16 protein-coding genes and 2 pseudogenes are annotated in these 24546 nt (G+C 70.1%); 8 read left to right on the top strand and 10 right to left on the bottom strand.

Going from position 1 to position 24546, the window contains the following annotated elements; genetic code table 11:
- Window positions 1-112: 112 nt before the first annotated feature.
- A complete protein-coding gene (locus HZZ00_RS18320) occupies window positions 113-508 on the top strand; it encodes a hypothetical protein (RefSeq protein WP_257585876.1) in 396 nt (131 codons plus the stop codon).
- Window positions 509-699: 191 nt separating this feature from the next.
- Here HZZ00_RS18320 and HZZ00_RS39210 read toward each other — a convergent pair.
- The 3 genes and pseudogenes from HZZ00_RS39210 to HZZ00_RS18305 form a co-directional block, all read right to left on the bottom strand.
- Window positions 700-990, bottom strand: a pseudogene (locus HZZ00_RS39210) (DUF6879 family protein); the annotation flags it as partial.
- A gap of 587 nt (window positions 991-1577) precedes the next feature.
- Complete coding sequence (locus HZZ00_RS18310) at window positions 1578-1883, bottom strand: hypothetical protein (RefSeq protein WP_180333199.1); 306 nt, start codon at window positions 1881-1883, stop codon at window positions 1578-1580.
- 442 nt (window positions 1884-2325) lie between these two features.
- Window positions 2326-2673, bottom strand: a complete 348-nt coding sequence (locus HZZ00_RS18305; RefSeq protein WP_180333198.1) for an STAS domain-containing protein — start codon at window positions 2671-2673, stop codon at window positions 2326-2328.
- 1392 nt (window positions 2674-4065) lie between these two features.
- Between HZZ00_RS18305 and HZZ00_RS39085 the strand changes: the two genes are divergently transcribed.
- The 3 genes from HZZ00_RS39085 to HZZ00_RS18290 all read left to right on the top strand — a co-directional run bounded on the left by HZZ00_RS39085 (window position 4066) and on the right by HZZ00_RS18290 (window position 14221).
- Complete coding sequence (locus HZZ00_RS39085; protein ID WP_180333197.1) at window positions 4066-11289, top strand: LamG domain-containing protein; 7224 nt, start codon at window positions 4066-4068, stop codon at window positions 11287-11289.
- A 211-nt stretch (window positions 11290-11500) separates the two neighbouring features.
- The gene (locus tag HZZ00_RS18295; RefSeq protein ID WP_180333196.1) at window positions 11501-13354 is read left to right on the top strand and encodes an IPT/TIG domain-containing protein; all 1854 of its coding nucleotides are present in this window, start codon (window positions 11501-11503) and stop codon (window positions 13352-13354) included.
- 546 nt (window positions 13355-13900) lie between these two features.
- Window positions 13901-14221, top strand: a complete 321-nt coding sequence (locus HZZ00_RS18290; RefSeq protein WP_180333195.1) for a hypothetical protein — start codon at window positions 13901-13903, stop codon at window positions 14219-14221.
- Between the two features lie 215 nt (window positions 14222-14436).
- Here HZZ00_RS18290 and HZZ00_RS39205 read toward each other — a convergent pair whose 3' ends face one another.
- From HZZ00_RS39205 to HZZ00_RS18270, 4 genes are all read right to left on the bottom strand, one after another.
- Window positions 14437-14730, bottom strand: coding sequence for a transposase (locus HZZ00_RS39205; RefSeq protein WP_180333194.1), 294 nt, complete (start codon window positions 14728-14730; stop codon window positions 14437-14439).
- Window positions 14642-14899, bottom strand: a complete 258-nt coding sequence (locus HZZ00_RS39200) for a hypothetical protein (protein WP_374028552.1) — start codon at window positions 14897-14899, stop codon at window positions 14642-14644. Before HZZ00_RS39200 ends, HZZ00_RS39205 begins: the two co-directional genes overlap by 89 nt.
- 201 nt (window positions 14900-15100) lie before the next feature.
- Window positions 15101-15490, bottom strand: a complete 390-nt coding sequence (locus HZZ00_RS18275) for a hypothetical protein (RefSeq protein ID WP_180333192.1) — start codon at window positions 15488-15490, stop codon at window positions 15101-15103.
- A gap of 179 nt (window positions 15491-15669) precedes the next feature.
- Window positions 15670-17256, bottom strand: coding sequence for a hypothetical protein (locus HZZ00_RS18270; RefSeq protein WP_180333191.1), 1587 nt, complete (start codon window positions 17254-17256; stop codon window positions 15670-15672).
- Between the two features lie 830 nt (window positions 17257-18086).
- Here HZZ00_RS18270 and HZZ00_RS18265 point away from each other — a divergent pair.
- Window positions 18087-18180: pseudogene (locus tag HZZ00_RS18265) on the top strand.
- Between the two features lie 87 nt (window positions 18181-18267).
- On the opposite strand, the gene HZZ00_RS18260 reads toward HZZ00_RS18265, so the two are convergent.
- Window positions 18268-19089: a hypothetical protein gene (locus tag HZZ00_RS18260; protein ID WP_374028551.1), complete on the bottom strand. Its 822-nt coding sequence runs from the start codon at window positions 19087-19089 to the stop codon at window positions 18268-18270.
- A gap of 1261 nt (window positions 19090-20350) precedes the next feature.
- Here HZZ00_RS18260 and HZZ00_RS18255 point away from each other — a divergent pair.
- The gene (locus HZZ00_RS18255) at window positions 20351-21154 is read left to right on the top strand and encodes a MerR family transcriptional regulator (RefSeq protein ID WP_180333189.1); all 804 of its coding nucleotides are present in this window, start codon (window positions 20351-20353) and stop codon (window positions 21152-21154) included.
- Entirely contained in the window at window positions 21151-22140 is a 990-nt protein-coding gene (locus HZZ00_RS18250; RefSeq protein WP_180333188.1) for a BtrH N-terminal domain-containing protein, read from the top strand. Before HZZ00_RS18255 ends, HZZ00_RS18250 begins: the two co-directional genes overlap by 4 nt.
- A gap of 152 nt (window positions 22141-22292) precedes the next feature.
- On the opposite strand, the gene HZZ00_RS18245 is transcribed toward HZZ00_RS18250, so the two are convergent.
- Window positions 22293-22802, bottom strand: coding sequence for a hypothetical protein (locus tag HZZ00_RS18245; RefSeq protein ID WP_257585875.1), 510 nt, complete (start codon window positions 22800-22802; stop codon window positions 22293-22295).
- Window positions 22803-23013: 211 nt separating this feature from the next.
- Here HZZ00_RS18245 and HZZ00_RS18240 point away from each other — a divergent pair, with 211 nt between their 5' ends.
- Complete coding sequence (locus HZZ00_RS18240) at window positions 23014-23610, top strand: isochorismatase family protein (protein ID WP_180333579.1); 597 nt, start codon at window positions 23014-23016, stop codon at window positions 23608-23610.
- A gap of 508 nt (window positions 23611-24118) precedes the next feature.
- Here HZZ00_RS18240 and HZZ00_RS18235 read toward each other — a convergent pair.
- Window positions 24119-24421 carry an RICIN domain-containing protein gene (locus HZZ00_RS18235; RefSeq protein WP_180333187.1) on the bottom strand — a complete coding sequence of 101 codons (303 nt, stop codon included), beginning with the start codon at window positions 24419-24421 and terminating at the stop codon, window positions 24119-24121.
- Between the last annotated feature and the right edge of the window lie 125 nt (window positions 24422-24546).

Here is a 24546-nt window from a genome sequence, read left to right as displayed (position 1 = left end):
CGGGGTGTTTCTGAGTAACAGCAGGGAGCAGGCGCGTCAAGCTGACCGCGGACAAGCTCCAAGCGCTCGCCGATCTCGGGCTAGAGTGGGCGGCCACGGAAGGGGCGGCGTAATGAGCGCGTGCAACCAGGAGGCCCCGGAGCAGCGCGTGCAGGACGCCGTGCGGCGGCACGCCCGCGCCAGGGCCTTCACGGAGGCGGACGACGTCATCTCGGCTGTCCTGGCCGACCTTGGCGTGCAGGAGCCACGGGCCCGGGTGGAGGCGACGGAGACGGAGCTCGGCATGGAGCTGTCCGCCCGTCTCCAGCCGTTCCAGGACCGCTGCGACCAGGCCGTGGCGGAGGGCGACACGGACGGACTCGCCGGGCTCTGCGGGGGCAGCACGGCCGCTGGGGGCGATCTGCGTCCTGCCCGACGGGCACGAGACCTCGATGGAGGAACCGCACTGGGGCCGCAACAGCAAGGGCAGGCCGATCGCGTGGGTGACAGCGCACCTGAGGTCTGGTGAGCAGCGGCGGTGAGACCGGCGAAGGAGCCCGGGCACACGGGCGGCCCGGGCTCCTTCGCCGTCCGGGGCCAAGGGCGCCGTCGCACTGGTGTGCGTGTAGGGCCTACGATCTCCGGGGTGATTTTCCAGTGAACTACGTGGCGGCCAAGCCAGCGGACCTGTTCGCCGGTGCGGATGGTGGCCTCGGTGATGGCGTGCTCGAAGCGGATGTAGTCGGTGACGGGCTCGGACACGATCCGGGCGCGGCGGACCTTCACCTCGCGGGCGACGGTCCGGTCCACCAGCGGCAGCCAGCCGCTTCAGAACGCCGAGTCGTCCGCGGGCACGCTCCCATCCCGCAGGAACGCGTCGTAGGCCTCCCGCTCCTCCCCCACGGCGTAGACGTCACGCAACTCCAGGTGGAAAGCGTGGGTCCGGGCGGAGTCGAGCAGGGCACTGGCGGTTTCTGCCGCATCACACGCCTCCCTGATCTGCGCCACCATCCGCACCGGGATCCGGATAACGCTTTCATCGTGGGCGGGCGGGCTGTCCTGACTGCACGCGGCCCGGGTCACCGCGTCGGCGAACTTGCCCTGCAGAACCAGCTGCGGTCCCTCGGCCGTGTCGGTGTCCACCCACACCGCAGGACAGTTCCCTCCACCCGAGTTCGGGTCCGTGCCGAGAAATGTATCGCCATGATCCCTTCCGAAACGAACCGGTTGCGCGCAGTTGCGGGAGGACCGCCCTGCGCCCGGGATCGGCGTCACGGGCTTCGCGCTCGACCGGGAACGATGGTTCGACAATGGGCAGGGCGGTGCGTACAAAAGCGAACGCCGCGACTGCGGTGACCACAGCTGCGGTGCCTCTGCCGTGCGGCCGCGGGACGACACCCCGATGCCCGAACCGCTGCGGCGGGCGATCCACCACTTGGTCTCCGAGGGCGTGCAGAAACGCCGAAGGTGCTGCGGTACACACAATGGGATGCAGCGCACGACTGGGCGCTGACGACGTTGTTCTGGGCCACGGATACGGCGGACGCCAGACGCCTCGTTCGCAAAGGCGGCACCCTCAGCTGGCGAAGAAAGCCGGCTTAACCGCCCACGGTGTCAGGAAGGTCGTCGGCGTGGGTGTCGGCTATGAGTTCAGCAAGGGTGAAGTGGGCTTCCTCGACGGACGTCCGGTTCTGGACGCGTACGAAGTAACTGCGTTCGGAGAGGCGGAAGACCTGTCGTCTCTGTCGTCGGCGCCCTGATTCAGTGAGAGCCTCCGCGAAGGTGTCCACGATGTGCAGCATCCTGGCCAGGACTTCGGCCTCGGCCCCTTCAAGTTCGCGGTGGACGGTGTACCGGAAGGCTTCCGCCTCGCCTTCAGCTCGCATGACAACCCATCGGGCCATCGATGTCTCCACTCCGTGAGGCGGCGTGAGCCGAGACGCCACACCGGCCCTTTTCGCAGCGGCCCGACCTGGCGCCGGGCCCGATGATCTCGGCGCGCAGAGGCTATCGGACAGGGCAACGGCCCAGAGCCTGAACTCCAGATGGTTCGGGCGTGGGGCGCTCGTGGCCTGGCTGCACGACTGCGCGTGGCTGGCACTTGTGTCCCGTCCCGTTTTCCCGCCCAGCGGACGTATCGCAGGCTGGACGTCGGGATCACCGAACTGTGCGTATGGCGGGTCCTGACCGCCGAGGAGCACCCCCGGGACGTCGTCGGCGGGCGCGCCGTCGACCTGCTTCTGAAGGACGCCGAGGCGCCGGCCGGGCCCGTGTGCCGCGCAGATCCGCAGGTCGAAGAAGGCCGGGAAGAGGCCGGTTGGATCCGCTGCCTGTCCCAGGGAGCGCTTACGGGGCTGCGGGACGGAGGCCGGACGGGGCTACGTCGGGCAGGAGACGGCAGAAGTCGAAGACGGCGGGATTCACGTCGGCCGCGGCGAGCAGCAGCGACAGTGGCTGTGCGCGCAGTCCGGTGACGGTCGCGCGGCGCTGCGGGCCGCCGCTGGTGGGGGTGAAGAGCAGGTGTAGGCCGGCGACGTCCATGAAGGGCGTGTGGGCCAGGTCCCACTGCAGGTCGGTCACCTTCGGCGGCAGCGCGTCGACGGCGGCGCGCAGCGGGGGCAGAGTGGCGAAGTCGATCTCTCCGCAGAGGGAGATACGTGCGACGGTGCCGTCGATCGTGGTGGTGATGTTCATGCGGGCTGTGCCCCCCTTTCAGGGGATGGTGAGCCCAAAGGCGACCACCCCGAGGAAAGGGGTGTACGGCGATGGCGGGGAATCGAGTGCCCGGTGCGGGGGCAACGCCCGAACTCCCCAAAGACCGACACCAGGAGATGCCGGTCGGTCTCGTTGTCTTCCCACCGTCACACAGACACGCCCGCGGCCACGACTGCCCGCGCGAGGAAGTTGTGTGAGACCCACCACCGTCCACACCGACCGAGCCCCGACCATCATGCGACCTATTCGGCACTGCTCGCGCTGCGCCGGCTCGCCGGTTCTACATAGGCGAGCGGCCGGCAACGGCGCCGCCGGGGTCGTCGCGCCGACCGCGCCCGGCCGCCAAGGGAATCCGGCCTTCGGACCCGATGTTCTCCTTCTCCACGGACATCACAGAGAAGTTCAGGAGGAGAGAGAAGGGTTGTGACGACGCGGCGCGCGGCCGTATCTGCGTGGCGGCCTGGGCTTTCTCCGTCCTGCTCGGTGGCGGGCGCCAAAGCGGGTTCCACAGCGGCGTCCCGAGTGCGCACCGCAGGAGGCCTGGGCGGCTTGCCCGGTGCTGGTCGGGCCCGTGGTCGGGGCGGGCGCGCCGGGCGCCTGCCGGAGATTGGTGCGTGGTCGACACAGTGCTTCCGTACTTCGGGCCGCCCTGGTGGGCGGGGACTCGATGGAGCAGCGTGCAGCCGCCCCCCCCTTGTCCGCGGTCTGACCGGGGGCGCCGGTAGCGGGCGCGGTTAGGAGAAACGCGGCGGTGGTCAGGGCGGTAGCAGACCTGGACAAGGGGTCATGGTCGGGCGCGTGATCGGGCCGACCGCCCTTGGACAAGGGGCCGGCTTTGACCCTTGCAGCCCCGATTAGCCCGTTCCAGCCCAGGTTGGAAAGTTCTCTGTCCTCTGTCCAGAGGCTGGCGGGCCGACCCTGCTGGGACGTCGCCGTGATCGGCACGGCGCCCGTACGACAGGAGCTGCCTATGTCACCCATCGTTCGCTCGCTGCCCCCGCACCTGGTCGAACTCGGCTTCGACTACGTCTTGGCGGTTCAGGCCGGAGAGTCCGTGCTGCTCACAGCCGAGAGGTGAGATCGGCCTGGTGCGGGGCCTTGGCTGCGGCGCGAAACGGCCTCCGGACGGGCGGTTGCTGCATAGGATGCGCGCAGCGGTCGGTTGTCGTGACCGTGCTGCCCGCGACCGGGGCAGCGCCCAGAGTCGGCCTCAGTGGGGGGCGCTGGCCGGGCCTGCTGTATAGCGCTGCCGCGGAGTCCTGAGGAATCGGACCGCGCGGGCCTGAGCGCCCTGTTCGGGGGCGTGCACGTCTATCCGACGGAGACCGGTCGCGGCGTTGTGCCGGGCCGCAGCAGGCAGGGGTGGGGAAGTTGCGCGACAGAGCACTGGTGCGTACGTACCGGGACCGGACGTACGTGTCGACGACGATGGTGCGGCACAACGGGACGACCGTGGCGTTCGCCATGGACGACAGGCGCCGGATCTACTACAGCGTGCTCGACCTGGAGCAGGCGTCGGTGAAGAAGGGCGATCTGGACGCGGCTTATTGGAACGCGGAGCCGGCGCTGCTGCCGTTTCCCTCCGAGTTCGTCGACCCGTACGCGGACGTGCCGGTGGCGTACGCGATGCCGGTGGTGAAGGCGGGCGGGACGGCGGAGGTGCGGCCGCAGGAGTTATTCGGTGCGGAGACGGATCCGTTCCTGTCGACGACGGCGCGGCTGACCGCGCTGCAGCCGATCCAGGTGGTTTCCGACGGTCGGTACATCCTGGTGTTCCGGCAGTCGATCGCCGCCGGGCACGGTGACGCGGTGTACCGGACGACGGGGAACACGCTGTCGGGTGACGTCGCCCGCAGCGACTACGTGACCGTCGGCGGGGCGCGGGTGACGGCCGCGGACTCGGCGATGCTGTGCGACCGGTACGCGCTGGTCGGCTCAAAGCTGAAGCCGGTGGTAGAGGCCCGCTACCAGCGCTCGCGCAGCAAGTACACGCCGGCGGCGGGCGGCAGTGACACGCTCGGCACCCGCGATATGGACGGCAAGCAGTTCTACGAGCCGACCATCAAGCTGTCGTTCGTGCCACGGCTGAGCGATGGCGGCTTCACGGTGCTGCTGCTGCCGACCGAGGTCGAGGGCGTCTCACGCTGGCAGGTGTTCGCCAACAACGCAGCCGAGAAGCGGATCGAGTCTTTCAACTGCGAGCGCGCGGACGATGGCCTGTTCGATGTCGTCGGCACACAGCTGTGGACCAGCCCCGATCCGAAGTTCCGCAGGTCGGTGCTGGAGCGCGAGCCGGGCACCGACCCCAACACCGGGCGCCCGTTGGTGCCGGTCCCCGCGACCACCGACCGAGCCGGCACCGCGCAGCGGTTCTACGCGGGCACCCCTTCCGAGGTGCGGATCGGCGTCGACGGGATGCCCGCGCCCTCCGGCGAGGCCACCTTCGAGGCGTGGGTACGGCCTACCGCGCCGGGCGGCACCGTGCTGGCCTCGCAGGACGACAGCGCGCCGACCGGCTTTCGCCTCGGTATCAACGGCCAGTACCAGCCCTACGCAGCGGGCGGCTCGCAGGGCTGGCAGCTGACCAGCCGACTTGCCCTGACTCCGGGCGTGTTCGCGCATCTGGCGTTGGTCGTGGACAGCAAGGAGGCGGCGCTGTTCGTCGACGGCGTCGAGACCGCTCGTACCGCCGTGTCCACCGCCCCGGTCCCCGCCTCCGCGCAACTCCTGGGTCGGCTCGGCACCTGGGATCCGTCCACCAGTCTCGACGGTGACATCGACGAGGTGCGGATCTGGAACCGGGCCCGCACCGCCGCCGACTTCACCGACCGCGGCCGCCGCCTGCTGGGCACCGAACCCGACCTCGTCAGCTACCTGCGCCTGGACGAGGGCGCGGGCACCGTCGCCGCGAACCTGGCCGACCGGCGCCGCGACGCCGCCCTCAACGGCACCCGCTGGGTGAGTTCGGACGCCCCGGTCGGCGATGGGCCGGGCCTGTCCCGCGACATGTTCACCATCAAGGGCCGGGAGGTGGTGGGCGCGCTGACCGCCACCCTCTACTTCCAGCAGGAGCGGCAGCCCTCCGGCTACGGCACGGTCGCAGCCGAGAAGCGTCAGGCCCGGGTGCTGCTGGCGTGCGCCACCTCCGGGCCGCCGCCGCAGGGCGGCGTCGCGGGCCGCACGTACCTGTGCACGCTCGACTTCGCGCTCGACCGGGGCGGGCGGCTGGCCGCTGTCCCGCGCGAGCTGACGCTGGATCCGGTCGGTGTGCCGGAGCCGACCAAGGACCTCGACCTGCTGGCCGCCGCCGAGGCAAAGGTCACCGCCGCCCGCACTCAGTTGGGTGCCGACCGGACGCTGGCCGCCCGCCTGCAGCCGACCATCACCTACATCGAGAACATCCGGAACATGGGCTTTCGCCGGGCGGAGCGTGCCCGGCTGACCAGCGGGCTGCCGGAGCTGGCCGGCGCTCAGGCCAGGCTTGGTCAGGATCTGGCCCAGGTCGCCGTCGCCGAGGCCGAGTTGGCTGCTCTTTCCGGCGGACTGCGGGGCGGGGTGGAGGCGGTGCTGCCGGTGCCGAGGGTCGCCGTCGACCGGGCCGGGTTGAGCGCCTACGGGGCGCTGCTGACCCTCGCCTGGACCGACCGCGCACCGTCGCTGCTGGACAGCGCCAACGGCGACGTGGTGCTCTACTACGCGGGCACCGACGGGCAGTTCTTCTCGGTCTACTACCCGACCACCGTGTCCCGGGCCACCCGTCGCCTCGCGGTCGGCACCGGCGCTGTGTCACTGGTCGCCCGCGACCCGGCCGCTCGCCTCGCCGACTTCGCGGCCACCGTCACCGCCGGCACTACGGCCGCCACCTGCACGGTGACTGTCACCGCGGGGACGACGGTCGAGCGTTTCCCCGATGTGCCGCGCGCGGCGGCCGACTTCGCCCGGGTGCTGAACGGGCGGCGGGCCGAGGGCCTGCTGCTCGGCCGGATCAGCGCCGCCCAGGACACCGTGCTGGAACTCGCCGAACCGCTCACCCAGGGCCTGCCCGCCGGCGCCGCCGTCGCGGTCGGCGGCCGGCTGCGTACCGTGGCGAACATTGTCGCCACCGGCAGCAGCAAGATCATCCTGACCGTTGGCGGTCTCGCCGACACAAAGGGCCAGGACCTGCGTACCGCCCTGTACGACTACGCCAAAGCCACCTGCACCACGCCCGGCATTTCGCTCGCCGCCGGCTCCCGGATCGTCGGCGCCTCCGCTGCCGGCCTGGCCGCCGACCAGCAGGTCACCGACGGCACCGCCGCTGATGACGCTCAGCCTTTGTTGCCGCGCTGGCGCGGCGACGCCCCCGGACGGGCGCTGACCTTCGGGCAGAACGGGCAGCGTCTGACGCTCCCGCAGGCCCAGTGGCCGAAGGTCTCCCCGGACGGCGACTTCACGGTGGAGGCCTGGACCAACCCCGCCACCGTCAATATCCAGAGCCGGATCTGGCACGCCAACGCCGGCGCGGTCCCCTACGCACTGGCGCTCACCGCGGCGCGCGACACCAGTGCGTTGCGCTTCCCCGGCGGCGGCTTGATCAACTGCGGCAACCGGCTGTCTTTGACCGGGCGCGACTTCACCCTTGAGTTCTGGGCGCGCTGTGACCCTGCCGACAGTGGTGGCGGCGGCGCGGCGTTCCTCTTCGACAGCTCCGGGGCCAACGCCCTGATGTTCCAGGTCAGCCCGGGCGGGAGCGCGTCCTTTATACGGTTTGCCGGAGGCAGACAGCCGGAGCGCTTGTCCGGCGGGCAGGACGACTTGGGCTGGCACTGCTGGAGCGCGGTGTACGAGGCCGCCACCCGGCGCCGCACCCTCTACCGCGACGGCGTGCAGGTCGCCCAGGACATCGCCCCGACCGCCTACGAGGGCGCCACCGGCGACTTGAACCTCGGCGGTCTGCGGGGGTGGACGGATGAGTACCGGGTTTGGGGCCGGGCGCGTACGGCGGGTGAGATCCTGACGTCGGCCAGGCGTCGTATGACCGGTACCGAAAGGGACCTGCTCGGCTATTGGACCTTCACCGACAACCTCCTCGCCGACCGGACCGGCAACGGCAACGACGGCACCACCGGCCAGCAGTACGCCATCGGGCCGTCTGCGCCCTACAGTTTCCGGGTGACCGCTGCCGTGGGCGGCCAGATCATGACAAGCAAGGCCGCCTACCCGATGGCCGACTGGAGCCACGTCGCCGCGACGTTCCGTCAGGACTGGGCCGTCGCTCTGGACGGCACCGGTCACCTGGACGCCGGCGGCCCCGAGGGCCTGGACCTGACCGACGAACTGACCATCGAGGCGTTCGTCGCGGTCGACAGGTACGGCATGCCGCAGGGCCTGGTCAGCAAGGGCGCACTGTCCGCCGGCGTCGATGACGCGGTGCCCTACGCGTTCCACCTCACCGCCGACGGCCAGCTGGCGTTCAGCTTCGAGTCCGGTGACGGCCGTGCCGGGTCCCTGTCGACGTTCAAGTCCGGGCTCGTCGTGCCGACCGGGGTGTTCAGCAAGGTCGCCGTGACCCGCTCGGGCGAGGACAAGGACGGCTTCGTCAAGCTCCGCTTCTACATGAACGGTGCGGTCACCGAGTCACCCGCCTTCAAGGCGGCCAAGCCGGTCGGCAACGACGCCAACTGCGAGATCGGCCGTTACCGCATCGGGGCCACCTCGTTCGGCCTGCGCGGCACCCTGGCGCAGGTGCGAATCTGGAACATCGTCCGCACGGAGGCACAGATCGGCGCGTCGATCGCCTCGGATGCCAAGGGGCTCGTCGCCTGGTGGCGTTTTCCCGAGCGGACCGGCGCCGTCACCGCGGACGCCTGCGGCACTTTCCCGGCGCAGCTCCGCGGCGCCGCCCGGGTCCGCACCCCCGATCCCCAGGGCAACCGCATCACCCTGTACCACAACGGCGTGCCTTCCACCGGCGAGCCCGATACCAGCAGTTCGATCAAGGACTTCGGCGCTCCGCAGGTCGCCGTCGGCGCGATGCAGCGCTCCGGCGGGAACTGGGACGACGCGCTGGACGGCGGTCTGGACGAGCTGCGGATCTGGCGGACCTGCCGCACCCAGGAACAGATCCTGGACAACATGTTCACCCGCCTGCGCGGCCGCCCCGAGGACCTGCTCGCCTACTATCCGATCGACCCGGACTCCGCGGCGCCTGGTGCGACCGTCATGGACGCCGGACCGTCCGCCTGCCACCTCACCCCCTCCTCCCCGGCCCCCGGCATAGCGATCTCGCACGCCCCGATCGGCGACGACAGCGCCGAGGTCCGCTCCGCGCTGACCGGCACCCGCACCGTCTTCCAGTGCCACGTCACCGCGACCCCGCCCGCCGAGGAGTACGCCGACCTGCAGACCGACAGCGAGGGGCTGCGCTTCGGCGTGATGAAGCGCGCCTACTCCGCGATCCGGGACGGGGCCTGGAACCTCACCACCGGCTACAAGGTCGGCGACCTCACCACCACCTGGGTCGGACAGGCCCAGTTCGCCCCGCAACTGGTCGGCTACCTCGAAGGCGCGCCGCCCGTCCCCTCCGAGAACCTGGTCAAGGGCGCCGGCGACGACTTCAAGGACACCTCCTCGGTCAAGTTCGTCCAGGCCAACACCGTCACCAACACCCTCTCCGGGGAGAGCAAGAACAGCTTCGACGCCTCAGCGAAATACTTCATCAACGCCTCCTGGGGCGACGACACTTACATCGTCGCCGCCCCGCTCGGCGCCGGCACCGCCAAACGTGCCGCCGCGCGGTCCATGAACCTCGGCATCAGCGGGGACATCAAGGAGAGCAAGGGCTGGAGCAGCGAGACCCAGATGACCCAGGGCGCCACCGTCACCCGCACCAGTGAGGTGAGCCTGTCCGGGTACTGGGAGCCCGACGACGCCAAGAAGCAGATCAATCCAACCGTCGGCCGGCGCTGGGTGCCCGCCAACACCGGCTTCGCGTTCGTCCAGTCCGACACCGCCGACCAGTACGCGCTGCGCCTCAAGCACAACGGCGCCCTGGTCGCCTACCGGATGGTCCCCAACCCCGACATCCCCACCGACTGGAACATCATCCCGTTCCCGATCAACCCCCAGTACACCAAGCAGGGCACCCTGGACGGCCTGGTCGGCTACGCCGCCGACCCCACGACCGGCGCCCTGAACCCGTTCCCCGACCCGGACTTCCCCAAAGCGGGCGGCGGCGGCTCTTTCAGCTACTACCGGCCGCGCGAGGCCTACGCCCTCAAGCGCCGCATCCAGCGCGAGGAGCAGCAACTCCAGGGCTTCTACGAGACCGTCAGCTCCGACCCGAAAGGCCCCGACCCGATCGCCGCCGCCGCCGACAAGGTCCTCAAAGGCATGATGGGCGGCACCGGCACCACCGGCCTGGCCGCCGCAGGCACGGCCGGCGACGCCGCCGCGGCCCGCTCCGCCCAGCGCTCCGCCGCCAAGCGCAACATCGCCAACACCTACGTGTGGACCGCCGCAGGCGGCCTGTTCTCCGAAGTCACCAGCACCACCGACCAGGTCGTGCAGACCACGGCGGGCGAGTACAGCCTCTCCGGCAGCTCCACCTACACCAACGACTACGGCTTCGAGTTCGGCGGCGTCGGCTTCAAAACCGGCTTCGAGATCACCCTCGGCGGCGGCTACAGCCTCACCCGCCGCAAGAGCAAAGACTCCCAGCGCACCTTCAGCCTCGAAGTCTCCGCCAAACCCGGCAGCAACCTGCAGCAGCAGGACGCCGGCAACCCCGTCTTCGACGCCAAGAACAAACCCGTCCTCGTGCCCGGCCGCGTCGACGCCTACCGGTTCATGACCTTCTACCTCGACACCTCCAGCGACAACTTCGAGGACTTCTACGGCAAGGTCGTCGACCCCCAATGGCTGGAGACCGGCACCAGCCCGTACGCCCGCGAACTCGCCCGTGCCCAGCAGAGCGACCGCAAGCCCCCGTGCTGGCGCGTCCTGCACCGCGTCACCTACGTCAGCCGCGTCCTGGACACCTCCTCCGGCGGCGCCACCGGCTACGCCAAGGCACTCGGCGCGCTCGGCCTCACCAGCGACCACCAGCTCTTCCAGAAACTCGCCCCCTACCTCACCGGCTCCACCAGCCGCCTCACCGACCTGACCGCCGCCACCGCAGCCGCCCTCGCCGCCGACTTCCCCACCCTCGTCCCGCACACCGCGACCATCACCGAACGCCTCGCCACCTACCACCAACTCGCCTACACACCGGGCCCGCTCACCATCACCGTGCCCAAGTCCCCGACCAGCCCGAGCGTCCCGACCTCCAGCGCCACGCTCACCCCGCCCGGCGCCACCAGCCCCCGCGGCACCCGCATCACCGTCGGCTACAACATCCCCTCCAACCAGGTGAACCCGAAGAACTGGGTCGGCGTCTTCAGCGCGGGCGCCGCCGTCAACTCCGGCTCCGCAGGCTGGCAGTACACCCCGAACGCCAGCGGCAGCGTCGGCATCCCAAACTCCGAGGCCCTCCCCGCCGGCCGCTACCAGCTGTGGCTGCTGGCCGACGACGGCTACGCCGTCATGGCCGGGCCGTACGACCTCACCCTCGTCTGACCCCCGCCCCCGGACCCGCCGCCGTCCGGCAGGAGCCCCTCCTGCCGGACGGCGGCGCCGACCGCGCACGGCCGGAGCCGGCCTCCACCGATCCGGTCCCGGCCTTGACCGAACAGGAAAGGCCACCTGGTGCGACGTCGAACAGCTTGAGCACGACAACTTGAGGCCGGAGTGACAGCAACCGGCCAGTTCCCTCCGAGAGGCGGAACCCATGTCACTGACCATCGAGGAACGCCCCGCACCGGACAGGCGCCTGCCACGTCTGCGCCGCGGTGCGGCCGCAGTGCTGACCGCCATGCTGCTCGGCACCGCCGGCGCGGCGCTGCCCGCCGGGGCGGCGCACGCGGACACTCCTGCACGGCTGGTCTACTTCAGCGACAACGTCGACAACACGCTGGTGGCCTACGACCTGGTGGCCGACCGTGCGGCCGGCACCGTCGCGGTCGGGAACATGCCCCGCTCCCTGGCTATCTCGCCGGACGGATCGCAGGTGTGGGTCGCCAACGAGTTCAGCAGGTCGGTGTCGGTGGTCGACACCGCCAGCCTGACGGTCGCCGCGACTCTGAGCGCCAACAGCGTCCCGACCGCCATCGCGTTCTCGCCCGACGGCACCCACGCCTACATCGGCGACCGAGTGGGCAGCCAGAACGAGATCGACGTGTTCGACACCTCCACCCTGACGGTCACCGGGACCATCCCACTGCCCTACGGGGCGACGAAGCTCACGCCGAGCGCCGACGGCAAGCGCCTGTACGCGGGCGTGGCCGGCAGCGTCACGGTGATCGACACCGCCACCGACACGGTCACCGCCACCATCCCCACCGCCGACAACCGGGCCATCGGCGGCCTGCGGACCAGTCCCGACGGAACGCGGGTCTACGCGACGAACCTCAACACCGGCACGCTCTCCGTGGTCGACACCACCACCAACTCGCTGACCGACGTCATCAAGATCGGCCAGAGTGCCGGTTCGATCGCGCTCAGCCCGGACGGCAGCCACGCCTACGTCACCTCCGGCAGCTCCAACCTCGTGGCCCTGGTCGACCTCACGACTTTGACCGTGACCGGCACCATCGCCGTCCCGGGCAGCCCGGGCGCGGTCCTGGCCGACCCGGACGGCACCCGCCTGTACGTCTCCACCGGCATGGGCAAGATGGTCGTGATCGACACCGCGACCAATACGATCGTCCGCAGCACCGCCACCGGAAGCTACCCGGCCGACATGGTCTTCGCGCCCGCCACGGCCACCGTCACCGGCCTCACGCCCGACCACGGCACGACCGCCGGCGGCACCACCGTCACCCTCACCGGCAGCCACCTGACCGGGACCACCGCGGTCGGCTTCGACGGCACCCCGGCCACCAACGTCACCGTCGTCGACGACTCCACCGTCACCGCGACCACACCCGCGCACACGGCCGGTGCCGTCGACGTCACCCTGACCGCCGGCAACCGGACCGTGCCCGCCGGAACCTACACCTACCAGAAGCCCGCGCCGACCGTCACCGGTCTCTCCCCCACCCGGGGCCCCGCCGCCGGCGGCACCACCGTGACCATCACCGGCACCGACTTCACCGGCACCACCGCCGTCGCCTTCGGCACCACCCCCGCCACCTCGTTCACCGTCGACAGCGACACCTCGATCACCGCCACCGCCCCCGACGCCACCGCGGCCGGCACCGTTGACATCACCGTCACCACCCCGTCCGGCACCAGCGCCACCGGCTCCGCCGACCGCTACGCCTACACCCGCGACACCACGAAGCTCACCGCACAGCCGCTGCTGCTCTCGATCACCCCCGGGCAGCTCAACATCAACCTCAAACTGTCGGCCACCCTCACCGACACCACCACCGGCAAGCCCGTCCCCGGCGCGAGCGTGAAGTTCACCGTCGCCACCACCACCGTGTGCACCGCCACCACCGACACCACCGGCACCGCCACCTGCACCGGCCCGTGCCCCGTCACCGCCGTCCTGCTCAACCTCGGCTACACCGCCACCTACACCGGCAGCCCCGCTCTGGAACCTGCCACCGCCACCGCCGGCCTCTTCCGCCTCGGCTGACCCACCGTCACCACTGAGGCCGCCACCGATCCCCCGGCGACGTCCTCCCGTCCAGCAGCAGCTCGCGGCGGTCGCGGCCGAAGCCACCAAAACGCGGGGCTGTCGTTCTGGCGGGAGGCCCACCAGCGGGTCCTCCCGCCGGGCGGCAGGCATCACGTCATGCGGCCGGGGCTCGGTGGCAGGGGGATGAGGCCGGTCGTGAGGTGGCCAGGAGGTCAACGCACACGGGTGTCAGCGGCAGCCGTTCCACAGCGCGGCAGGCGACCTCGGCCAGAAACCGTAGCGATGACTGAGCCGCGGCAGCGCGGGCCGAATCCGACCTCGCTGGCGAGCACAGCCCAGCGGAGATACGGTGCGCCCCGGTCCGGAGCCAGGGGCGGGCTCCGACGACTGGAGTCTTCCCACTCCGACTGAGCGCCTGCTGCGCACCCGATGGTGCGCCAATGCGCCGCCTCCCATAATCGGTAGTTTCCACACAAAGCGGCGAAACCCCATCTACGGTTCAGGCGGGCGTCCTCAGAACGCCAGGAATTAGGAGAAAACCTTATGCGCAAGATGCTTGCCTCGCTCGGCACGTTGGCCGCCGCCGGCCTGCTGACCGTAGGCCTGACCACGTCGGCAAACGCGGCCGTAGGAACCCTGTACATGACGCAGAACGGTCAGATGGTGCCCTACACCAACCCGGGCTACCGCACCTGCTTCCCCAGCGATCCCGCCGGTGGCGACGTCACGTTCTACAACAAGACGAACCAGCAGGCCTACCTGACCAACAGCCAGTGCAGTGCACCCATCGGCGCCGACTACTACCTGCGCAGCGGCCAGACCCGCACCGTGCCGGCCGGGACCGCAGTGTGGTTCCCCTCCTAGACCGCCAGGGTCTGTCGTCAAATGTCACGCCCACGTCAGGAGTGATGCGACGGTGACGGCTGCTTGGTAGGCCTGGGCGGTCTTGTCGTAGCGGGTGGCGATGCCTTGCCACTGCTTCAGGCGGTTGAAGCCCGGGCCCGGCGAGGCAGCCACGGAGGCCGCCCGCCGGCCTTCGACCACGAGGTCCGGCCCGATTACGTCCTGGGTGACAAGGGCTACAGCTCAAGAGCCATCCGCACGTGGCTCCGCCGCCACGGCATCCCGCACACGATCCCCGAACGGGCCGACCAGGTCCGCAACATCCGGGGTCGTCCCGGCCCGAGCCGGGGCACCCGGATCGCTTCCATCACGGCAGTGAACTGGGTGCAGTCGTTGGTGCTGCCGCCCGTGACGACGAAGCCGAGCGGACGGCCCCTACCGTCACAGGCCAGGTGGATCTTGCTGGTCAGACCGCCTCTGGACCGGCCGAGGGCCGGGTCGCGAAGCCCCCTTTCGGGCCCCCGCCGCATGCTGATGGGCCCGGACGATCGTGGAATCGACGGACACCAGCCACTCGACGTCTCCCGCCGCGTCCGCCCTCGCCTGCGCGGCCCGCAGCATCCGGTCGAACGTCCCGTCCGCCGCCCACCTGCGAAATCGCGTACGCAGCGTGGCCCACGGACCATAGCGCTCGGGCACATCCCGCCAGGCCGTCCCGGTCCGGAACTTCCACACGATCTCATGAGACAGTCCAGCGCTGGTCTTGCCGGAAGGGACTGCTGCGGTATCGAACTGCCCCGTGAAGCCATGGCGAGCTGTTGGTGCTGGTGCTCTCGGGCTGCACAATGAGCCCCCTCGCTCTGATTTCACGTGCGTGGTCCGGTGATCGCGTTGCGGCCGTCAGCCGGTCTCGTCGCCGTAGCTGTAGGGGTATTGGGCGGTGTAGTCCTTGGGGGGCTTGGCCATGTCGGCGGCGTACTCGGCTCGTGCCTGCCGGTCCGCTTCGCTGATGTCCGGGTGCACGGGAGGTGTCCGGGGAGCGGGCCAGAGCTGGATCAGGTGCCTTTCCCCGTGGTCGCCGATGCCCGGCTCGGGGTCGTCGGCGTGACAGTAGAGGCGCATACGGACCCAGACACCGCTGCCGGCAGCGGCTGGCGCCTTGAGGGGCGGTTGGTCTTCGGGCCATGCGTCGGAGAAGTCGCCCTGCCCTATGGTGGCGAGATAGAGCGTGGTGGTCTCGGCGAGCAGGCTCATCTCCTCCGCCGGCTCCGAGCCGTCACCGAGCGCCAAAACCAAGCTCGAGTCGGCCCACTAGAACCCGGCGCCGGGGAGTTCCCATGGCACGAGAAAGAGGGCTCTGCCAGATAATGGGACAAGGCCGATCGCGGGGCCGCACCCCAGCTGGTGCGGCCCTTCAGTGTGCGGCTGGGGGCTCCGGCCGGGCAGTGCCAAGTGCGGTGGGGTACGGGCTACTTGACGGCGACCCGGGTGTGGACGCTCGCCGAGTCCAGGTGGTGGGTGTCGGGAGACCGGTAGGCGACGTACCAGGTGCCGGTGCTGGTGTCCCGTGCAGTGAGGTTGTACTGGCCGCGGGCATCGGTGGTGGCGGTGGACATGAGGTACCAGGACGTGCTGCCGGTCGGCTGGAACCACAGGCGCACGGTGGCGTGGCCGTAGGCGTGCCATGTTCCTGCGGAGGACTGCTGGAGGGTCCCGGAGAAGGCCAGCTTCTGGTTACGGCTCGCGTGGGTGGTGCTCGGCCTGCCGCCGGTGATCCGGGTGGGGGTGCGCCAAAGGTGCACGGCCTTGCCGGTCACGGGCAGCCAGTCGCGGCTGCCGGGGAAGGAGACGCGCCAGTAGCCGTTGGCGTCGCTGCCATGGCGGACGTCGCAGCGGAATTCGTCCTTGCCCAGGCCGTGGCGTCCGACCGTGGTGGTGGCCGTGTTGCGCCAGGTTCTGCCGTCGGCGGAGTACTGCACCTGGAGCGTGGTACCGGCCGGTGGGTCGGCCGGTCCGAGGGTGAGATGGCCGGCGATGTGGCCCTGCCCCGTGGCGTCCTGGGAGATGCTGAGGCTGGTGAAATGGGCTCCTGGCTGGGGGATGTGGACGCGGGTGCCTTCGGCCGGGCTCTGCTGGAGGAAGTCCGTGGCCTCCGTGCGGACTTGGTAGGCCCCGGCCTGGGAGATCGGAATGCTGAACGCTCCCTCAGCGTCACTCAAGCCGGTGGAGAACCAGTCGGATCCGGCCTGTGGGCCTGACAGGTCGACAAAGGTGCCGGGAGCGGGCAGCCAGGTGTCGCCGACCTTGCGCTCCACGACGCCGGTCACGGTGGTCGTGCCGCCGGCCGGGAGGTTGATCTCCGGCGGCGAGGTGACCTGGATCCGGGTGGGTTCGGAGGCGGGAAGGTCGGACTGGGGAAAGTAGGAGTACGCGTGGGTGTGGGTCCAGCTGTCCTCGCGGCCGGGCTCGTACGCCACGGAGGTCTTGATTGCGCCCTTGGCGTCGAACGAGGTCGTGAAGGTGCCGTCGGCTCCCGTCGTCACCTTCGGCCAAGGGAAGTCGATGTTCCCGCCGATGGTCACGGTGGCACCCGGAAAGGGGCTGACCTGGCCGGTGCCGGGGTCGGTGAGGGTGAGGGCTCCGTGGACGGTGACGGTGCGGTGGTCGAAGTCGAAGTCGGGCGGGACACTCTGCGTGTACTGGCTGACGTGGACGATCTGCTGGTACTCCACCGTTCCGGCGGCTGGCAGCGTGACGTCGTAGCCGTGGTCGTCGTGGACGTCCAGCGCGACGCGGTAGGCGCCGAAGGCGGGCAGCACGACCGGGTCCGTCGCCCGCCACATACCCGCGGCCAGGTACTCGAAGTCCGTCACCGTGAGCACGGGCGGCGCGTCCGCGGGCGCGTGCAGCGGGTAGAAGCGTGCGGTGAGCGACGTGACGGCCGCACCGGTGCCGGACGAGCGTGCGTAGACACGGAAGTTGGCGCGATCGTTGGTGTAGTCGAAGGGGTTGGCGACCGCCCAGGGCAGATCCGCCACCTGCTTGGTGAGTGTCACCGGCCCCTGTCCCTCCGGCGCGCTGGGGGCCTCGCCTCCGGCCGGTGATCCCGTGGTGTCGGTCGGCGGCGTGTCGGCGGCGGCCACAGGCGCAGGGCTGGGCCCTGGGACCCCGGCCAGGGCCTGGCCCGGCAGGGCCAGCGTGGCGAGAAAGCCGGCCGCGACCGATGTGGAGATGAGCAGGCGTGGTCTCACGTTGAAGTCCCCCGGACGGTGAGTCGCTGATCTGTCATGTGCAGATCGACAGCGCATCCTATCGCCCGCTGGCGTGGTTCCGCGGGGCATGAGTCCCGGGCAGCTAGGGTCTTTCGTTTGGATCAGGCCGGATCAGGGAGCGGGGTCTGGTGCGTGCAGATGCAAGGCGGAGGAGGGAGTCAACGCGATGGGGGTGCCCCCGCGCGAGCGAAGCCGAGCGTGGGGGAGTTGGCGACCGACGACAACGCCGCAGATGTGCGTGCCAGGCCCCGCGAGCCCGGCATGATCCAGACGAGAGGCCCTAGGCGAGGGGGCGTGGGAGCAGTTGGTGCACTTGCGCGGCCTGTGCGGCGACACCGCTGCCGAGGTGGCCCGCGCTGCTGGAGCACTCGGCCGGGGTGCGGACCGGGCGGCCGGGTCATGCAGCACACCACCGCGGCGTGGCGGGACCTTGCCGGATGAAGCGGCCGGTGGCCCTCGCCGGTCCACCCGGGCGGCTCTGCAGTTCGCGCCGACCAGGACGTTCAGCAACGTGAGCAGATCCGCCCTGTTCCTGTCATGTCAGTCCCCCGTCAGCGGCCCGTGCCACTCTCTTCCACGTGAACGACCCCGCAGAACACCGGAGTCGGGAGCGAGGAGAGGTGCCCGGAGTGGTTGATCGGGGACCAGCGAGCACGTCTCGAGGTCGGGTCCGTGAGGGTCCACGCAGGTTCGAATCCTGCCTCTCCGCATCACGCGGCACGCCGCCCACCCGGGAACGCCCGGTGAGCGGCGTGCCGATGCCGCTGTGGGGCCCTGGCCACCGTCCAGGCGCTGTCAGCGGTGCTGTCCCCGGTAGACGCCGTCGGCGTCGCCGCCGCGACTCCAGTCACCGAAGCTCGTGTTGCCCAATTCCATGTTGACGATGAAGGAGCCGACTGCGGCGAGGGTGATCCTGAACGGGTCGTCGTCCTCGCCAGGCAGGTTGTTCACGGCCAGCAGCGGCAACTCCTCGCCGGAGGTCAGGGTCCGCTCGTCGGCGATGAGGAGGAGGGTGCTGGCGGGCCAGTCCTCCTCGTCGCGGCTGATCCGCGCCTGGAACTGGTCTGCCGCGAAGCCCGTATAGATCGGGTTGTCGATGACGGTGATCGACTCGTAGTGCTCCGAGCCGCCTTCGAGGGTCTGGAGCAGGCGTGCCCACGATTCCGGCTGGTCGTAGGACGTGCGGACCAGGAGAGGGCCGGCGGCCTCCTCGATCGTGGGGGCCGCCGACGCGGGTTCGGCGCCGGTGCGGTCGCCGGGGATGATCTGGACGAGGAAGCGGGGCTCTTTGCCGTCCGTCGATCGGTCGCTGGCGTGGACGCGGACCAGGTAGGGGCCGGGCCCCGCGGTGGCGAGGTTCTGCTTGCGGACCGGTTCGCACCCGCTGTCGCACAGGGCCAGGAAGCCGGTCGTGGAGATCACGGTGGTCTCTTCGACCTCGTCCCAGCCCTCTTCCGTCCCCGGGTCCGCTCCGGCGTAGAGGGTGACGAGGGGGTTCTCCAGGGCGCTGCCGGCGTCGATGTGCAGCCAGTCCTCCCCCGCTGCAAGGAGCCCGCGGCCGTGCGATTGTGCGCCGGTGTCGGGGTCCATGACGGTCAGGTCGCCCCACTCCTTCATCTTCAAGGGGCGGGTGCGGCCCTGAAGTAGGGGCCAGGCGGAGCGCGGCAAGGAGAACCCCCATCGTGTGTGCGGTGCCTGCCGGTTATGGGCGTAAAGGCCAGTGTGGCAGGCGCAGGCTTCGTGCCAGTTCCGCTGTGGGGCGCCGACCACCGGCAGGTGGAAGCTGCGCCTGGCGGCCGAGTGGGCGGTGGCGGCACCCCGGCCGAGCCGGGACCATGCCTGGGTCCTCGCCGCCGAACTCATACTGAAGACCAGGGTCAATGCCGAGCACCCCTGCACCCGCTACCGCTCCGTCGCACGCACGAGTACCCCGACGAGGTTCCCGAGGACGCGAGACATGACCGCGCCCCCACCGGGGTTTTCCGCCACGACGGGGGCGCGGTTACTCACCAGGCGGGATGCGCATCGGAGGCCAGTCCATCGGCGCCCTTCTGGGAGGCAGCCCGACTGCGGACGGCCCCATGACGAGCGGCCGTCCGCCGAGCACTCGGCGGGCTACCGCCACAGGGCTCGCATGGTGGTGGAGGTGTTACGGACAGCTGCCGATGGTTCCCGCGAATGCCTCGGCAGCCGTGACGCTGCTCAACACCAGCGCGGCAAGTGTCGCAACGGCCAGCGCTGCAACACGTCGCATCGAATCTCTCCTCATCTACGTTAGGGGCAGTTGGTGACGTTCCCTGCGAATGCCTCGCCCGCGGCGTTCAACGGAAGCACCACCGCGACGGCCATGGTGACGATGCGACGAACCATCAGGGCTCCCCCCCTTTTTTTCTCACGTGGGCCGGACGGCCGTACTGCACAAGGAAGCCTAGGCGGGCGCGTACCGGGCCTGTGTGCTGTGCGTGCAGTCTTTCCGAACGACGCGTGCATCGTCCGGCAGAGCGCTGCGGGCGAGGCGAACCGGCCGTCGTGTCTGCTTTGGCGCGTTCATGCACCCTCTGCGACGCTGCCCGCAACCGGGCGGCACAGGGGCCCGGCTGAGTGCATCAGAAGGGGCGGGGGCCGATGGCGTGGCAGGGGATGACGGCGGCAGACGTACCGGCCGCAGACAGATTCGGCTGGTTCGCCCAGGTGGTGTCGCAGGTGATGCTCCCGACGGCCTTCGAGACGGAGTACACCGCCGGGTTCTACGCGCAGGGCAGCCTGCTGCGCCTCGGTGACGCACAGGTGCCGAGGTTCTCCTACTCCCCGCTGCGGTCGCGACGCACTCCGGAGCCGCGCTGGACTCTCCCACCGTGGGAGAGTCCACCATGGGGGCGTGCAAGACGAACTTCTCACCATCGGGCGCTTCGCCCGGCTGTGCCGCCTCAGCGTGAAGCAGCTACGGCATTACGACGACATGGGTCTGCTGGCTCCCGTCCGTGTGGACGCCGGATCCGGATACCGCTACTACGCGGCGGAACAGGCACGTGATGCCCTGACCATCGCCCTGCTGCGCGACATTGATCTCTCCCTGGCCGTGATCACCCGAGTGCTGGCTGCGGGACCTGAGCTCCGGGCAGGGATTCTGCGCGGCGAGCGGGACCGGCTGGCCGAGCGGATCAGCAGGGATCGAGCCCGGCTGGAGATGCTTGAACGCCTGGCAGAGGGCGGCCTGCCCGGCTATGAGGTGGTGCTGGGCGAAGAGCCGGAGCGACGGCTGGCGGTGGTGCGCGCAGTCGCCTCCGCGGAGATCGCGACCGGCGTCGAGGAGTGCGTGGGGCGGCTGTTGCCCGCGCTCGGCAAGGCTGGAATCGGGTGGGAGCCACCGCTGTGGGGGCTGTACCCGCTGGACCTGCAAGAGCGGATGGAGATCGCCGTCGGAGCACAGACCGCGGCGGGGGAAGGCACGCCCGGCGTGGAATTCGAGGTCCTGCCTGGCGGGCTCGTTGCCGAGACGACGCACATCGGGCCGTACGCACAGCTGCCTTTGGCCTACAACGCGCTCTTCGCCGCCATCCACGAGCGCGGATTACGCCCGCGAGCACCCGTGCGCGAGGCGTATCTCGTCGGCCCGGGAGAGGCACCGCGAGAAGAACTGATGACCCGAGTGGTCATCCCGGTCCAGGAGAGCACGGCATGACCACGGTGATCGACATCGAAGCCCGCGGTGCGCAGCACTGCGAGACGACGGCCTTGGGGGTGTTGCTGAGGCACCAGGGCCTTGATCTGTCCGAGCCCATGCTGTTCGGTCTCGGCTCCGGTCTGTCCTTCGTCTACTGGGACGGCAAGAACATGGGCTTTCCCTTCCTCGGGGGACGGGTCAAGCCTTTCGATCTCACCAGAAACCTGGCAGCGAGGCTCGGGTTGGAGCTCCTGGTCCAGGAGACCACCTCCCCACGCAAGGCATGGGACACCGTGGCGGCCGCTGTTGACGCCGGCCATCCCGTCGGACTCCAGCTCGACAGCTGCTACCTGGACTACTTCGGTTCGAAGGTCCACTTCGGCGGCCACGTCGTCGCCATGTACGGCTACGACGACCGCAATGCCTACCTGGTGGACACCGACCAGCAAGGCGGAGCGGTCGCCACCAGTCTGACCAGCCTTGCCCGGGCGCGGGCCGCACGCGGCCCGATGACCGCCAAGCACCGCTCCTTCCGTCTCAACGTTCCAAGGAACCTGCCCGCCCCGCAGGGGCAGCTCGTCCCCGCGATCACCGCCTGCGCGAACGCCTTCCTCAACCCGCCCATCGCCAATCTCGGTCACCGTGGTGTCGAGAAGGCCGGCAGGCTGGTGCGCACATGGCTGCAGCGCACCGACAACGCGGAGCGGGACCTGCCACAGGCCGCCCTGCTGATGGAGAAGGCCGGCACCGGCGGCGCCCTGTTCCGAAATCTCTACCGCGACTTCCTCGCCGAATGCGCCGAGCTGCTCGACAGCAGCCACCTGCGCACCGGACACACGCTGTACAGCGAGGCGGCAGGTCTGTGGACGGAAGCAGCAGCACTGATCACGACGGCTGGTCAGTCGGGCGATGCGCGGTACCTCGTCCAGGCCGGCTCTGTCCTCGGCGAACTCTCCCGGCTGGAGCGCGAGGCCATGGAAGCGCTGCGCCGCCTTGAGGAATGAGAACCCGGCATGGACCCGCCCTGATACGAGGTCACTTCCGGTCAGCATGCCGAGTCGACGGTGTCGAAGGCCGGTGAGGACACGATGCGACGACGCCGTCACGTCGCGTCCAACGCCCTTGGCACAGCGAGACGTTGACTCGCCCGCCGCCTCTAGTGATGGGGGCGACGTGGGCGAACGATGGTGTCAAGCGCGCCCACGGCCGCACGGATATGGGCCGGTCCGCGACGCGACCGCTCTCCCGCGCACCACCAGGACAGTTGCCCGTCCGCATCCCGCACATGCATCCCCAGGCCATGCTCGGCACACAGAGGCCACGCCTGCCACAGACACTCGGTGACGGTATCCTGCGCGGCGTCGGCGACGATCGCGAGCGCGGAGACTGGGTCGTCCGCCGAGTCCGGGTACAGGTGATTACCGTGCCACTGGCCGTTGGCCAGAGCGACGTAGACGTTCTCTGGCTCGTCCACGTCGTGGGGCGGAATGGCCAGCAGTTGCAGGGGCTCCTGCTCAGGAAGGGGCACCGCCAGGTCTCGGTCGAGGAAGGCGAGGGCCCGGTCCCACATGGGGTGCTCGCCCGGCGAGACGCCACCGGCCGGCTCGAACGCGGTGGGGGCACACCGGGGCAGCGGCGGTTCGGACCGGTGATCACTGCCGCGCACCCGCCGTCTGCGTGGCGGGTGACCCACTGCTCGACAGGTTCATGCCGGTGCTGCGCGTGGCCTTCTTGGCTGCTGCCTGATGCGGCGCGCGCCTGCGCTGTTCAGCCGATCGTTCCGGTTGCCACGGGCCGGGCGGTGGAAGGAAGTCCCCGTTTCAGCAGAGCTTGTCGCAGATGACCTTGTACTGGAGAGCGGATTGGAGTGCAGTGGCATGGGACGTGCGCTGATCGTGGTGGACGTGCAGAACGATTTCTGCGAGGGCGGCAGAGTCGCCGTGGCCGGCGGGGCCGAGATCGCTGTGAAGGCCTGTGACCTGGTCGGACGTGCAACCGAGGCCGGGTATACGCATGTGGTGGCGACGCGGGACCATCACATCGACCCGGGTGACCATTTCTCCGACACCCCCGACTTCAGGACGTCGTGGCCGGTGCACTGTGTGGCCGGCACGCAAGGCTCCGGCTTCCATCCGAACTTCATCCCCGCGGTGGAAGCCGGGGCGGTCGACGCCGTCTTCTACAAGGGCGCCTACGCGGCCGCCTACAGCGGGTTCGAAGGCGCCGCCGAGGACGGGACAGGACTGGCGGCGTGGCTGCGGGCGCAGGGGGTCACCGCGGTCGATGTGGTCGGTATCGCCACCGACCACTGTGTGAAGGCCACCGCCCTGGACGCAGCCTCGGCCGGGTTCGCCACCCAGGTGCTGCTGGACCTGACCGCCGGCGTGAACCACGACACCATCAGGCAGGCCTGCGAAGAACTCCGGCAGGCAGGCGTGGAACTGTCGGGCGCCCCGGTGGTCGCCGGAAAGTAGGGCCGCTGTCCTCGACCGCGCCCCGGCCGGCGATCCCTTGGCGCCCTGGGCTACTTCGGCTCCATCGCCTGGCCCTCGGCCGACGCGACTTGACGCCGTCCCCCGGCGCGGAAGCGGACGAACACGTCCGGACGCCGTCGTCCTGCCGGACGAAGCCGAGCCCCTTGGCGTCGTTGAACAACTCGCAGTGCCAGCACACGCAGGCGAGGCCTTCCGGTAGCCCACCCGGGCCTGGCCGTAGTGGGTTCTGGCCCGCGTTGACCGTGGTTCCCTGGCCCTGCAGCGCGCACGGAAAGATGCTTCCGTTGGCGGCGTGGGCGTGCTCGGCGGGGACGATGGTCAGGGCAGGGCCGCGAGGGCGGACAGGGCGCAGAAGGGCAGTCGGCCCCGCGTCCAGTCCCGGTGCCGGGGGACGGGGACTACGGCCGGCCGGCCGCGGTCGCTCCTCCCCCGGCACCCCGGCCGCCTCGAGGGCGCCTGGCACATCAGCAAACGTCGGGGAGGGCCGTCAGTCGCGCCAGGGGCTGTCGTTGGGTCCGACGTGCCACAAGCGGTCCGAGCTGGGGTAGGCGGTGTCGAGGTGGAGGGTGTCCCAGCTGCCGTCGTTGTACCGGTTGAGGGCGATGGCCAGGTTCCGGTTCACTTTCGGCCGCCACATCCACCAGCCGGTGAACTGGCCGTTCACCTTCTCTCCCGCAGTGATCCACTTCTGCAGGTCCGACCCGTTGCAGGTGCGGACCACAATGGTGGTGCCGCGCTGCGGGCCCGCGGACACCGGCTCCAGGCACTTGCTGGCCGCCCTGTTGCGCACCACCTCGGTGTAGGTGCCCGGCTCGTCGGCCTCCCAGGTCTCGGCCCTCGCACGTCCGGCGTGTCTGCACCGCCGTGACGAGGCTGTTCTCGGCTCGTTACTCCGGGCACGGAAGAGCGGCTGCG

The sequence above is a fragment of the Streptomyces sp. NEAU-sy36 genome, assembly GCF_013423905.1.
GTDB lineage: Bacteria > Actinomycetota > Actinomycetes > Streptomycetales > Streptomycetaceae > Streptomyces > Streptomyces misionensis.
The sequence above is the reverse complement of the archived record's forward strand: the minus strand, read 5'-3'. Positions and strand labels throughout refer to the sequence as shown.

What these genes read in the sequence shown, in the direction of transcription:
- HZZ00_RS18320 (WP_257585876.1), top strand. Translation starts at nt 113, where the DNA reads ATGAGCGCGTGCAACCAGGAGGCCCCGGAGCAGCGCGTGCAGGACGCC.
- HZZ00_RS18310 (WP_180333199.1), bottom strand. Translation starts at nt 1,883, where the DNA reads ATGGCCCGATGGGTTGTCATGCGAGCTGAAGGCGAGGCGGAAGCCTTC.
- HZZ00_RS18305 (WP_180333198.1), bottom strand. Translation starts at nt 2,673, where the DNA reads ATGAACATCACCACCACGATCGACGGCACCGTCGCACGTATCTCCCTC.
- HZZ00_RS18295 (WP_180333196.1), top strand. Translation starts at nt 11,501, where the DNA reads ATGTCACTGACCATCGAGGAACGCCCCGCACCGGACAGGCGCCTGCCA.
- HZZ00_RS18290 (WP_180333195.1), top strand. Translation starts at nt 13,901, where the DNA reads ATGCGCAAGATGCTTGCCTCGCTCGGCACGTTGGCCGCCGCCGGCCTG.
- HZZ00_RS39205 (WP_180333194.1), bottom strand. Translation starts at nt 14,730, where the DNA reads ATGCGGCGGGGGCCCGAAAGGGGGCTTCGCGACCCGGCCCTCGGCCGG.
- HZZ00_RS18260 (WP_374028551.1), bottom strand. Translation starts at nt 19,089, where the DNA reads ATGAAGGAGTGGGGCGACCTGACCGTCATGGACCCCGACACCGGCGCA.
- HZZ00_RS18250 (WP_180333188.1), top strand. Translation starts at nt 21,151, where the DNA reads ATGACCACGGTGATCGACATCGAAGCCCGCGGTGCGCAGCACTGCGAG.
- HZZ00_RS18240 (WP_180333579.1), top strand. Translation starts at nt 23,014, where the DNA reads ATGGGACGTGCGCTGATCGTGGTGGACGTGCAGAACGATTTCTGCGAG.